The organism is Clostridium sp. LIBA-8841 (genome assembly GCF_057782475.1).
Map to the genome: position 1 here is coordinate 3,399,592 of NZ_CM173488.1, position 12,757 is coordinate 3,412,348.

General features: G+C 27.2%; 12 protein-coding genes. All 12 read right to left on the reverse strand.

The window, feature by feature from the left end; translation table 11 throughout:
- Positions 1–6 precede the first annotated feature (6 nt).
- The 12 genes from AC2A4K_RS15060 to AC2A4K_RS15115 all read right to left on the reverse strand — a co-directional run bounded on the left by AC2A4K_RS15060 (position 7) and on the right by AC2A4K_RS15115 (position 12,137).
- On the reverse strand, positions 7–2,103 hold the full coding sequence (locus AC2A4K_RS15060) for a DUF2572 family protein (protein ID WP_322505101.1): 2,097 nt from the start codon (positions 2,101–2,103) through the stop codon (positions 7–9).
- Between the two features lie 4 nt (positions 2,104–2,107).
- Entirely contained in the window at positions 2,108–3,103 is a 996-nt protein-coding gene (locus AC2A4K_RS15065) for a type IV pilus modification PilV family protein (RefSeq protein ID WP_322505100.1), read from the reverse strand.
- 16 nt (positions 3,104–3,119) lie between these two features.
- Positions 3,120–4,331, reverse strand: coding sequence for a hypothetical protein (locus tag AC2A4K_RS15070; RefSeq protein WP_322505099.1), 1,212 nt, complete (start codon positions 4,329–4,331; stop codon positions 3,120–3,122).
- Positions 4,318–4,887 carry a PilN domain-containing protein gene (locus tag AC2A4K_RS15075; protein ID WP_322505098.1) on the reverse strand — a complete coding sequence of 190 codons (570 nt, stop codon included), beginning with the start codon at positions 4,885–4,887 and terminating at the stop codon, positions 4,318–4,320. The genes AC2A4K_RS15070 and AC2A4K_RS15075 overlap by 14 nt, the downstream gene beginning before the upstream one ends.
- A gap of 14 nt (positions 4,888–4,901) precedes the next feature.
- The gene (gene pilM, locus AC2A4K_RS15080) at positions 4,902–5,999 is read right to left on the reverse strand and encodes a type IV pilus assembly protein PilM (RefSeq protein WP_416173366.1); all 1,098 of its coding nucleotides are present in this window, start codon (positions 5,997–5,999) and stop codon (positions 4,902–4,904) included.
- 144 nt (positions 6,000–6,143) lie between these two features.
- Positions 6,144–6,623, reverse strand: a complete 480-nt coding sequence (locus tag AC2A4K_RS15085; protein WP_322505096.1) for a prepilin-type N-terminal cleavage/methylation domain-containing protein — start codon at positions 6,621–6,623, stop codon at positions 6,144–6,146.
- Between the two features lie 15 nt (positions 6,624–6,638).
- On the reverse strand, positions 6,639–7,097 hold the full coding sequence (locus AC2A4K_RS15090) for a prepilin-type N-terminal cleavage/methylation domain-containing protein (protein ID WP_322505095.1): 459 nt from the start codon (positions 7,095–7,097) through the stop codon (positions 6,639–6,641).
- A 147-nt stretch (positions 7,098–7,244) separates the two neighbouring features.
- Positions 7,245–7,736, reverse strand: coding sequence for a prepilin-type N-terminal cleavage/methylation domain-containing protein (locus AC2A4K_RS15095; RefSeq protein WP_322505094.1), 492 nt, complete (start codon positions 7,734–7,736; stop codon positions 7,245–7,247).
- 19 nt (positions 7,737–7,755) lie between these two features.
- The gene (locus AC2A4K_RS15100; protein ID WP_322505093.1) at positions 7,756–8,961 is read right to left on the reverse strand and encodes a type II secretion system F family protein; all 1,206 of its coding nucleotides are present in this window, start codon (positions 8,959–8,961) and stop codon (positions 7,756–7,758) included.
- A 27-nt stretch (positions 8,962–8,988) separates the two neighbouring features.
- Complete coding sequence (locus AC2A4K_RS15105) at positions 8,989–10,680, reverse strand: GspE/PulE family protein (RefSeq protein ID WP_322505092.1); 1,692 nt, start codon at positions 10,678–10,680, stop codon at positions 8,989–8,991.
- 31 nt (positions 10,681–10,711) lie between these two features.
- Positions 10,712–11,455: a prepilin peptidase gene (locus tag AC2A4K_RS15110; RefSeq protein ID WP_322505091.1), complete on the reverse strand. Its 744-nt coding sequence runs from the start codon at positions 11,453–11,455 to the stop codon at positions 10,712–10,714.
- Between the two features lie 253 nt (positions 11,456–11,708).
- Positions 11,709–12,137 carry a type II secretion system protein gene (locus AC2A4K_RS15115; RefSeq protein WP_322505090.1) on the reverse strand — a complete coding sequence of 143 codons (429 nt, stop codon included), beginning with the start codon at positions 12,135–12,137 and terminating at the stop codon, positions 11,709–11,711.
- Between the last annotated feature and the right edge of the window lie 620 nt (positions 12,138–12,757).

A 12,757-nucleotide genomic window follows, 5' to 3' on the forward strand; every position in this document is an offset into this window, starting at 1 on the left:
TTATCATTAGTTTACTTTCCAATCATTTGTCTTTACTAAATCTAAAGTTGTATCATTTATATCTTTTTCTGATTTAACTACTAAGTATGTAGAAGTTGGATTTCCACTAAACACACCTTTAAAATCCTCGTAATTATCTCCTACTAATTCTTTCAAATATTCCTCATCATAAGTTATTTTCACATTTTGTTTTTTAGTTCTTCCCTTATTTAAAACATCTAAACTGCCAGTAGTTATTATAGTCCCTTTAAAACTTATATCACTATCTATTTTTATATTTTTATCAGTTATAATAATTCCATTGCAATCTTTATTTATAGTTACAGTATTTTTATCAATTGTTAATGGACTATTATCGCTATTTTCACCTATATTACTTCCATTATTTATATCAATATATATTAAATCGTTACTCTTAGTAATTTTATTAACATACTTTTGATTTTTTGAAAGCATGCTTTCCGTATTTATAGAATTAATCTTTCTAAAATAATTATCTATATAATCACTTCTTATTTCTTGAACTTTGTCTAAAGTTAAATTATTTCCTTTTATATCATTATCACCTTCAACAGTTACACCAACACTTGTTACATCATCTGAATCTGGCAAAGAAATGCCCTTACTATTTATATTTACAGCCTTACTTGCTTCCTTAAAATATTTCGCCTTAGCATCCAAGCTACTATCTCCATCTATACTTTCTACTAACTGTAGTGGATTATAGTATTTGAATTTTACATCTTTTCCTTTTACAGCATATGTATATGCTATATAATTACCTTTTACCGCTACTGATTCACCTGTTTGATAGCTCTCCCCTAAAGTATTTATGTATGCACTTCCCATTATTACTGCTTTATTTTTAATATCTAAATTAGATCCATCGCCTAAATCTTTTGCATTTATTACTATAGCACTAGAGTTTTGCTTATCACTTGCTAGATTTTCATTTGAACTATTACTATTCAAACCATAAAATCCATCTTGAAGATTAATACTAGAATTTAATCCATTCATTATCAAGTCATTCATCGTATAAACTGGTACTTTAGAATCTATTCTATTTCCTTTTAAAAACTCACTATTTCCAAAAGCCTTCTTTGAATCTATATTTTCAAAAGAATATATACCTAAATTATGAGTATATATTCCACTATTATTTGTTCCTGCTGAACCTAAAGCTTTAAGTGACCCATTTTCTCCATTAAGGATAATATCTTGCTTGCTCACCAAAACTCCATTATCTATATTTAAGTTTCCCCCTGAAATTACAATTCCACTGGCAACTTTATTTTGATTTTGATTTTTATAAGATTTATTATCATCAAAACTATAATTAGCAGAAACATAAGCACTTCCACTTATATTTAAATCACTATTTTGATTAATATTAAGATTTTCCCCAACAACTAACCCTTGTTGCCATATATTATATACAGGTATTTTTTCTGTATAATATGCACCATTATAATCAGGTACCTCTATATTAAAAGTCAATTGAACATCCTTATAATTTTTAGTTTTATTTCCGTCTTTTACATTAAATTTTGAGTTTAATCTTATAGTTAGAATCTCATTGTTGTCAGAAGCTCCAAAAACAAAATATTTATCTAGATCACTTATTTGGTTAATCCCACTATATGAATTAATTTCTTTTCCATTTATTGAAATAACACTTATATCATAATAATCAGAATTCTGTTCATATTTAAACCCCTTAGTATTAAATAAAACTTGTCCATTTTTAATCTTAAATAGATTCTTAAAATTATCATGAATATAATTTTTGTATTCACTCTTGAATATAGAATTTTGAGTACTCTCTATATTTTCAGAAGTTAAACCCTCCACACTACTCTTTGCAACTGCATCATTCCCAGCCTCTACAGCTTCTGCAGTCATATCATTTATTTTAACTTTAACTTCATCTAAACCTGACTCAGACATATATAAATTTTGTGTTTTTTTAGATTCAACTATTATAGCTTTATAATTTGACAAAGAAAGTGACACTATTGCTGTACCAATTGTTGCAACTATTGCTAGTACTACTATTACATAGGCAAGAGAAGCTCCTTTTTTCTTTTTCATGTATAACATATAATCACTCTCCTATAAATTCTGTAGCTTTAAGGTTGTATATTTCTTCATTCCCACACTTTATATTTAAATTTATATCATATAACCCTACCTTATTGTCATAAGGAGACTTTTCAACATAGTTTTTGTAGATCTTAACTATCCCTTGTGGCTTTGTATCTTCAATAGTATCATAATATCTTACGCCACTTCCCTTGTATTTATAAGCATATATACTTAAGTCTCCTTCTAAATCACTGTTTAAAGCCCTTAACTTTATAGATTTATTTTTTTCATCTTCATAAAAAAGAACTTTCACTTTAGAATCTTTGCTTTCTTTAGCTAAATCAGCTTTATTTATATCACTTTCAGTTTTCACATTATCATTATTAACTGTGATATCATTTCCCTCATGAGTTGATTTAATATCAACAGTTCCATCACTATTTTTATCTATGGTTAATTCAAGCAACTCATTATTTAAATTGTTAATTCGTTTATATTTTAACCTGTACCACTCTCTATTTATTATTCTGTAAACAGTAATACTAGTATTACCAATATAAACGCAATAATTAAAATCTAATTTATTACTTTCATTATTTTCATCCTTATCATTGTTATATCCACTTAAATTTGGTGTTATAGTTCCCTCAACCTCAAAGTTTTTATTTGTATTATTAAACTTAACAACACCATTAACTTTATATGAATCAAAATTATTTTCACTATTATTTTCTTTATTCAAAGTTATCATTATGCCATTATTCAAAACTATCTTATTTGTATCTGGATAATTTGATAAATTATATAACTTATCAACTTTTAAAGCTTTTATCTGTTCAAGAGTACTTTGTGCTAAGTCTATAGCCTGTTGTTTTTCTGCACTTTTGCTAGATGTTTTAATTGCTGTCAAAGTAAAGCTTCCTAAGGGTATCATTATTAAGGTAAACAAAACCAAACTAATTATAGCTTCTATCACTGTAAATCCTTTTTTACTTTTTCTTTTTTTGATACCCATAAGCTTCACACCTCTTCTAGTTTTTTATTACTTTCACTTTACCTTCTGTTGTTACGTTAACTCTTGGATTGGATGTATCATCCTTATCTACAACCAAATTAACATTTTTATCTGAACTATTTACTATTTTTATATTAACTCCAGATTTATCATCATTATTTCCTCTTTTCTCTGAGAAAATTTCAAAATTTATATCATTTCCATTTGGCTTAAATTCTTCACCATCTCCACTAAAATCTGCTGGATATGTCTTACTTCCTACTTTATATTTATAATAATATTTACCATCCTTTTCAGTTATGTACATTTCTACATTGGTAACATCATTTTCATCGTTACTTAAATAACTTGTCTTATTTTTATCTTCAGCTTTACCTAATACTATAGTTGGTAAATCTGAGTTTATTGGTCTAATAGTCATTAAAAAATCATTTTTTGTTTTTGAATTTTCTAATTGACTTTCTAGTGTTCCACTACCTGCAACACTTGCTCCTGAAAAAGGATTTTCCTTACCATATTTATCATCAGCTGTTGTAAACTCTTCAGTTGTAGCATCAATCTTTGGTATTGCAATTAATTGTATATTTATATTAGCTGAAACTTTCCCATCAGTTTGAGCGCTTAAATTAAAATTAAGTATATTTATATGCTTAGGATTTTCATCAAGAGCCTTCATAAAATTCATAATATCATCATAAGTTCCATTTACACTTAAAGAAATAGTCATTTGATTTAAGTTGTAAATCTCTTCTTGTTTCTTACTTGAAGTTTCTTGTTTTTTATCATCAACTATATTATTATAATCATTTACTATACCTTGTATCTGATTTTGATTTTCTTCACCATTCTCATTATTACTTTGTTTATCACTCTTTTGTACAACTGGAAGAGCTTTTACTTCAGAAAAGCTCATAGTTCCCTTAACATTAGTATTATTCATTAAATTATTTAACTCTAAAATAATATTAGGTTGCTCAATACTTGAATAAAATCTAGATGTTAAATTGTTGATTTCTGTATTAAATATATTTATTTCTTCTTTATTTGGTTCCATAGATTGAACCATTTTCACATCATCTTCATATTCTTTTTCAGTACTTTGTTTTTTACTCTCTAAAGATTTTAATTCACTGTATTGATAATCCCATACTAATTTATAATATCCAAAGCCAAGAATTCCAAGAGCTAGGACAAATAATAAAGTCTTTTCTTTTTTAGTTATTTTCATTACTTCCTACCTCCTTTAGAGTACAACTTATAGAGAATGAATATTCTCCTTTTGCATCTCTTTCTCCAATACCACTTATATATGTATTTTCAATAAATCCAAGATTATTTAAATTATACTGTAAATCACTTATTGCACTTCTTGTTTTGGATAAAGCTTGGATTGTTAAATTCTTATTATCTATGCTTATTTGAGTAAATATAACATCATTAGGTACTGTACTATTTATTATTTTTATTCTTTGTGTATTTACATAGTCATTACTACAAATTTGTTCTGAAGCCGCTTTTACATTTGTATAATATTTTTCTAAAGTAGAGTGTTCTGAATCAATTTTTTTTGCCTGAGCTAAATTTTCTTTCATATCAACAGCATTTATTTCAGCTTCATAAGTACTTATTTGCTTTTTCAAAAGATGAATTTTCACAAAATTTATTGTAAAACTTGCTATAAATATAAATAAAATTACTCCTAGTATACTTAACCCTATATATTTTCTTGTTGAATCACTTTTTCTTTCTTGAACTATATGGGAGAAAAAGTTAAAATCTCTCATTATTAATCACCAACCTAAAGTCTTATTAAGGCTCCAATAGCATTTATGTATTCAGAAATACTTACTTCATCTACGTTCTTTTTAAATTCTATATTGCTATTTCCTTGAAGTATTTTAACTCTCATATCAAATTTAGTTGAAACATATCTCTCTAGTCCTTTTATGTTAGCTCCACCACCACAAAGATATATTTTATCTATTTTACCCTGAGAATTTTTACTTTTATAATACTTTATCAATCTATTTGCTTCGTCAAACCACATATCTACACTTTCTTTAACACAGTGTTCTAAAGGGCCCTCTTCTCTACTCATTAAATTACAACTTTCTTTTTTCTCACTTTCTGCTTCTTGTAATGACAGTCCTAACATTCTTGATATTTCATGATCTAAATGATTACCACCTGAATTTATTGTTTTAATTAAAACAAGTTCATTATTACTTATTATTGTTAGGCTAATATTATTTGCACCTATATCCATGCTTAAAACTGTTTCCTTTATATATGGATTCATTACATAAAGTGCCTTTCTCTTAGAATTGTAATTTAAATCAAGTGCATATGGTTTTCCACCAATCAAATTAGTAAGCTCTTCATAGGAATAAATCATTCTATTAGGGTAAACAACTATAAGAACCTCTAATTTTTCCTTTCCCTCAATAACTTTCTCACTTAATATATTGTATTGAATCATATGTTCTTCTAAATTTATAGGAAGATATTGTTTAACTTCATACTTAATTACAGTTTCTATTTCATCTTCATTTACTTTAGGTATCATTATGGTTCTATTTATTATTGATGTACTATTAGTAGTAAAAATAATATTATCAACATTTACCTTATGTAAATCTAAAGCATCACCTATAACGTCACTTAGCTCATCAATATTTTTTATATGTCCATCTTCAATTGCACCCTCTGGAGTTGATATTTTAAAAGCTTTTTCTATAGCAACTTTATTCTTGTTGTATCTTCCAACTACAACCTTTATATTTTCGCTTCCAATATCTATAGATACTGCCTTTTTAGAAATTACCTTAGCAGTTTTAATCGTTTTTTTATTCTGCTTTTTTCTCTTAAAAACTTTTAATATATCACTAACATCCATTTGCAATATGTTTTTTTTATCTTTCTTCTCTAAATTCAAGGGGATCCCTCCTTGCCTTTTATAGTTGAAAAGTGTAAGGATACTTGGTCCTTACACTTTATAATTTTATAATTTTATTACTTATTATTTTGCTATTTACTTAGCTTATTTATTTAAAGCATATTCTGAATCTGCTGTAGGATAAATATTTTTATCATTAATATCTACTTGTATAACAGGTTTGCTTTCAGGTCCTGTAATTGTAACTTTAAATATTCCTTTATCTACTGATTGAGCAAGTGGAATTGTTTGTAAATAGTTTTGTAAATCTTGTGCATCCATTCCAGGATCTGTTGATGGATCATCTTTTCCGTCACCACCATTAACTATTCCATCAGCATTTAAAGTTAAAGTTATCGTCTTATCTGCACCAGGAGCAATTATTTGACCTTCTGCTATTAAAGCTGAAGTTGCATCATATATTGTTTTCGCACTGGCTACATCTGCCTTAACTTTAGCTTTTCTTTGAATTGATAAGAAGTTTGGAATAGCTATAGCCGCTAATATTGCTATTATTGCTATTACTATAATTAACTCAATTAAAGTAAAACCTTTTTTCTTTTTATTTTGTTTTTTTGTATTCATTTGTTTTCCTCCTTACTAGTTTAATTGATATTCAGCATCTGTTGGATTAGGATAAACTAATACATCACTTGTTCCATCTATATATATTTGTATAACTGGGTTAGATTCAGTTCCAGTTATTTTAACTGCAAAGTGAGCATTATCAACTGATTCAGGTTTAGGTATTGTTTGAAGATAATTTTGTATGTCTTGTATATCTGCATTTACATCTTTTGTTCCATCTATTGGTGTAACATTTGCTAATACTGTAGCATCTTTAGAGCCTGGTACTATTTTTCCCTCTGCTATTAATGCTGATGTTGCATCATATACTGTTTTAGCACTTGCTATATCAGCCTTTACTTTAGCTTTTCTTTGTATTGATAAGAAATTAGGTATTGCTATTGCTGCTAATATTGCTATTATTGCTATTACTATAATTAACTCAATTAAAGTAAAACCTTTTTTCTTTTTATTTTGTTTTTTTGTATTCATTTGTTTTCCTCCTTAAAATAATATGTAATCTATTAAAAGCCCAAAAGACTATTAATTTCTTTTAAAATCACTGTCAGAGTTAGATGTAACTCTCAAAGTACATTATTTTTAACTACATAAACTATTAAACTTAGCTTGTCTAAGTTTTTAATCTAATTTTAAAATACCTGTTTGAGTGGGATATACATCGCCTACTGTTTTATTATTAGAGTTAATGATGGATACGTTTATTATTGGTTTACTTAAATTAAGTTTTCCATTTTCATATTCAAACTGAACATTTATATAAAAATATCCTCCACTAACTGATTGAGGTTTAGGTAATTCACCATTTTGCAAATATGCTTTCACTAAATTTGATTGATCATAAGAAGAAGATAAATCAATACCATACCCCCATCTTTCATCATTACCAGTTCCAGTATGTTCTGGCATTTTTGATTTGCCTTCTGCTATTAAAGTCGTAGTTATATCATACAAACTTTTTCCGGTAGCTATATCAGCATTAACCTTAGCCTTCCTTTGAATAGCTAAAAAGTTTAATATAGCTATTGCAGCCAAAATAGCTATTATTGCTATTACTATAATAAGTTCAATAAGAGTAAAGCCTTTTTTCTTTAGTCTTTTATTAATACTCAAGACTATCGCCTCCTTAAACTTAACCTATACTGTTATACATCTTAAACATAGGCGTTAATATCGAAATTAATAGGAATCCTATAATTACTCCCATAACAACTATCATAAAAGGCTCTATTAAAGCTGTTGCAGTCTGTATTCCTCTCTCTAACTCATCATCGTAAAAATCAGCCGTCTTATCTAATATACTATCTAAAGAACCAGATTCTTCTCCAACTTTAACCATAGAAGCAAGCATTGGTGGAAAAATTTTAATTGTCATAATTGAATCTCCAAGACTTTCCCCTCTTACAACCTTATCCTTAACTCTTAATAATTCCTTTTCTGCAATCTTATTTCCCACAACAGAAGCCACAATCTCAAGTGAGGTAACCAAAGACATACCACTTGAAGAAACTATTCCCATAGTCCTTGTAAATCTAGAAACTATTATCTTTTGAGTAAGCTTTTTTATAACTGGAATTTTTAAATTTATAATACTTAATCTATATTGACCTTCTTCACTCCTAAAATATTTTCCTAGGAAATAAATCCCCAAAACTAAAATTAAAAATAATATTATTCCATATTTCCCCAAAATTTTGCTTGTTCCTAAAACAAATTTTGTTATAGCTGGAAGCTCAACATTATTTTCTTCAAACATTTGCATAAAAGTAGGCATTACAAAGGTAAGAATAAAAGTTATTGCAATGATAGCAACAATTCCTAAAACTATAGGATAGATCATGGCACTTTTTATTTTTCCTCTTATCTTATTCTCTTTTTCATAATAATCTGCCATTCTCTTTAGAATCAAATCTAAATTACCACTTCTCTCACCTGCATCAACCATACTAGTAAGTAAATTGGGAAAAACACCTTTTCTTTTTTTCATAGAACTAGCAAGAGTTTCTCCTCTTTTTACATCAGCATTTACTCCAATTAATGCCTCCTTCATCTTCTGATTTTCATCCTGCTCTATTAATATATTTAAAACTTTTCCTACGGATAAACCAGAATCTAACATAACATAGAATTGTCTACAAAACACTGCTATATCTTTTAGTTTTACTTTATGCCTAAAAGAAAAGCGTTTTTTATTTCTGACATTAACTACTTCTATGCTTAAAGGATAATATTCATTAGATAAAAGAATTTCCCTAACTTGACTCTCAGAATCGGCAGTTTGTGTTCCTTCTATTCTTTGTCCCTCTGAATTAATAGCCTTATATTTATAATTTGCCATAATTCATCTCCTTCTCTTTTATCAAAACTAATCATCATGAGTTACTGCTAACATTTCTTCTACTGTAGTTACCCCTTCTAAAACTAAATCTCTACAAGCTTGTCCTAAAGTTTTCATTCCTTGTCTAATAGAAATTTCTTTAAGAACATGAGCACCTTCACTATTTAAAATTGCATCTCTATGTTTTTTAGTAATTTCCATAATTTCATATATACCAGCTCTTCCAACATAACCTGTGTTATTGCAATAAACACATCCTCTTCCTTTATGTAAAATTAGATTTTCATGCTTATCTATTCCTAAAATCGATTTTTCATATGAATTTGCTTCATACTTTTCTTCACATTTAGGACATATTTTTCTCACAAGTCTTTGAGCTATAACTCCTTTAATAGCATTTGCTATTAGATACTTTTGAACTCCCATATCTTCTAATCTTAAAATACTAGAAGGGGCATCATTAGTATGCAAAGTTGATAAAACCAAATGTCCTGTAATAGCTGCTCTTATAGCAATTTGAGCCGTTTCAGTATCTCTAATTTCTCCAATCATTATAATATCAGGGTCCTGTCTTAAAATTGATCTTAATCCTGTTGCGAAAGTTAACCCTGCTTTTAAATTAACATTAACTTGGTTAACTCCTTCTATTTCACATTCAACCGGGTCTTCTACCGTAATAATATTTTTACTCTCTATATTCAATTCATTCAAAATAGCATAAAGAGTTGTTGTTTTACCACTACCTGTAGGCCCAGTAACAAGTATTAATCCATTAGAATGTTTAGTTATTTTTTCTAATAAATCAAGCTCATCTTTCTTCATTCCAAGACTTTCTTTAGCTATTATAAAGTTCTCTCTATTTACTATTCTTATAACTATCTTTTCTCCTGTTATCATAGGTAAAATGGATACTCTTAAATCTATTCGTTTATTTCCTACTTTAGTAAGTATTCTTCCATCCTGTGGAAGTCTTTTTTCCGATATATCAAGGTTAGCCAGTATTTTAACACGTGTTACTAAGGGCGCTAAAGTATCTACTGGCAATGTTGATATAGTATGTAGCTTACCATCTATCCTATATCTAATCCTTAATATATTCTCATAAGATTCAATATGTATATCACTTGCTCTTTCTTCAACTGCATTCTTAATAACATACTCTATCATTTTTACAATAGGTGCATTATCTAAATTATCAATTTCCTCAATTTTATCTAAATTAAGTTCATTATTCTCTTCGCCTGATACTTTTGATAATTCTTCTGCAACTGAAAGAACTTTCTGATTCGAATAATATATGTCTATTGCTCTTTGAATAGATTGCTTTAAAGCTATATAAGGCTTAACCTTTAACCCTGTAGAAATCTCAACATCATCTATTGCTACTATATCCAAAGGATCAGCCATAGCAACCTTTATAATATTTCCATCTATTTCATAAGGAAATATCATGTGTTTTCTACAGACAGTTTCAGAAATCATCTTTATAGCTCTTCTATCTATTGTTATGATTTCAAGATTCACCTTTTCTATATTTAATTGTTTTTCTAAAACCTCTATTATGTCTTCTTCAGTAACAAAATTCTGCTCAACAAGTATTTCTCCAAGTCTTTTACCAACTTGTTTCTGAATTGCTAAAGCTTCTTTTAGTTCTTTTTCTGTCAGTTTTCCTGATTCTATTAGGATATCTCCTAAACGCTTCTTTTGATAACTTACCAAAGGAATATCCTCCTTTATCTAAAGTAAATACTTAAATTCCAAAATATATTGGAATTATAATATTTCCCATAAAAATTAATATTATAGTTGATATACCGATAGCTGGTCCAAAAGCTATATAATCGTCTCTTTTCTTTTTCTTGAACACAATCTCTAAAACAGCTAATATTCCACCGATTATAAATGACAAAAATATATTTATTATAGCTAATTTCCATCCTAGAAAAATTCCTGCTATAGCATGTATTTCTATGTCTCCACTTCCCATAGCTCCAGTTAGCTTACTAACTAAAAAAATCACTCCACTTGCTATTAAGCACCCAAAAAAATAATTTAAAATGCTTCCTCCAAAATAAATTTTTTCTATTAATGCAAAAATGATTCCAAGTAATATTGCTGGATAAATTGTAACAGCATAAACATCTTGAGTATCATAATCTATAAGTGAAATTACTATAAGAAATGTAATTAAGACTAAATACTTAATTGTCAAAAAAGATATACCATAATATTTATATACACAAAAATATAAAAAACCTGTAAGTAATTCTACTAGAGGATATCTTATAGATATTTTTGTTTTACAATATCTACACTTTCCCCCTAAGAATAAATAACTTAAAACAGGTACTAAATCTATAGGTTTTAAGTTTCTTTTGCATGTACCACAGTGTGAAGGGGGAAATGCTATAGATTCACCTGCAGGAATTCTAAAAATACATACATTCAAGAAACTTCCAATTATTAATCCAAATAAAAAAAATATTATAGACACAGTTCCTCCAAAATTAGTTAAAAAAATTAACTATTTATTAATATTTCATATTAATTATAAACATCATACATTTTTTTGTAAATAATTTTAAACAACATTTTTATCTTATTAAATGAATAATTTACTATTTTTCTTTTTATAAACAATATTCTTAAATAATACTTAATAATCCATTAAATTACACATTATAAAAATAAGCTTTTGATCTTAGTTTTATCAAAAGCTTTAAATATAACTTGTAACTAATTAAGTTTTAAAAAGATTCTGTTTTTCCTGTTGTTGCTTTTACTTTTCTTCCATTTTCTATATTTACATTATAGAAGTCTCCACTTTGTGGTTTATCTAAATCTTCAAGCAACTCTTGTAATTTACTCTCTCCATCGCCACTTATTCCTGATATTTCAACCCCTGAATCATTAGGTTCAATTTTTATATTTGTTGTACTACTTTCAATAACATCTTCTGCTAATAGCATTTCTACTGATCTTTCAATTGCCGCACAGTTTTGTTCATCAACTTTTGTTCTAGCTCCTTCTTTTACTGAGGAAAAATTTGGAGCTATGACTGTTATGATTATTGCCATAATAGCCAAAACAACAGTCAACTCAATTAAAGTAAATCCCTTTTTCTTTTTTTTCCTAGATTCCTCTTTTTTAAAATTTGTGTTTTTTAGTGATACCATTTCTGTACCCCTCCTATTATATTTTTCATAAAGTTAAATAATTTTTAACTTTAGATTTATATTAGGATTATGGACTTTTTTACCATTTTTATACATAAAAAAAGAGATTCTTTTAAAAAGAATCTCTTTCTATATATCATTCGTTTATTAAATTTCTTATGTTATTTAAAATCCTTAGTTATCTTAAAATCTTTCGTATATCTAAATCATTTGTTTGTTCTAATTTATGTACGTACTCTATAACTTCTTTCGTTTTTCTTTAACGTCTTTTGTTGTAATAGCATTAAGCTATTATATAAATTCAAATCATATGTAACTTTAATATCTTTTGTTTTATAAGTTCATTTGTTAATCATTATTTTATCTTTAGTGTATCTATTTCTTTTGTTTTTCAAAAAATCATTTGTAACTTATGTATTTATATTAACACATATTTTTCCAGTTGTCTACAAAATAATACAATATTTTTTGTTTTTTTTAATATATATTTTTTTCACCAATTAAAAATTTAAAATTAATACTTTTAATAACAATTAGTTTATAAATTAATTATTTACATGCTATTTTCAATTGATTTTTCGACATTTAAACCTTTAAAAGTATATTATGTAATTATTTTC

Excerpts from the sequence above, each read along its gene's own strand:
- AC2A4K_RS15065 (WP_322505100.1), bottom strand. The coding sequence starts at position 3,103 with ATGGGTATCAAAAAAAGAAAAAGTAAAAAAGGATTTACAGTGATAGAA.
- pilM (WP_416173366.1), bottom strand. The coding sequence starts at position 5,999 with ATGGATGTTAGTGATATATTAAAAGTTTTTAAGAGAAAAAAGCAGAAT.
- AC2A4K_RS15085 (WP_322505096.1), bottom strand. The coding sequence starts at position 6,623 with ATGAATACAAAAAAACAAAATAAAAAGAAAAAAGGTTTTACTTTAATT.
- AC2A4K_RS15090 (WP_322505095.1), bottom strand. The coding sequence starts at position 7,097 with ATGAATACAAAAAAACAAAATAAAAAGAAAAAAGGTTTTACTTTAATT.
- AC2A4K_RS15060 (WP_322505101.1), bottom strand. The coding sequence starts at position 2,103 with ATGTTATACATGAAAAAGAAAAAAGGAGCTTCTCTTGCCTATGTAATA.
- AC2A4K_RS15070 (WP_322505099.1), bottom strand. The coding sequence starts at position 4,331 with ATGAAAATAACTAAAAAAGAAAAGACTTTATTATTTGTCCTAGCTCTT.
- AC2A4K_RS15115 (WP_322505090.1), bottom strand. The coding sequence starts at position 12,137 with ATGGTATCACTAAAAAACACAAATTTTAAAAAAGAGGAATCTAGGAAA.
- AC2A4K_RS15100 (WP_322505093.1), bottom strand. The coding sequence starts at position 8,961 with ATGGCAAATTATAAATATAAGGCTATTAATTCAGAGGGACAAAGAATA.
- AC2A4K_RS15075 (WP_322505098.1), bottom strand. The coding sequence starts at position 4,887 with ATGAGAGATTTTAACTTTTTCTCCCATATAGTTCAAGAAAGAAAAAGT.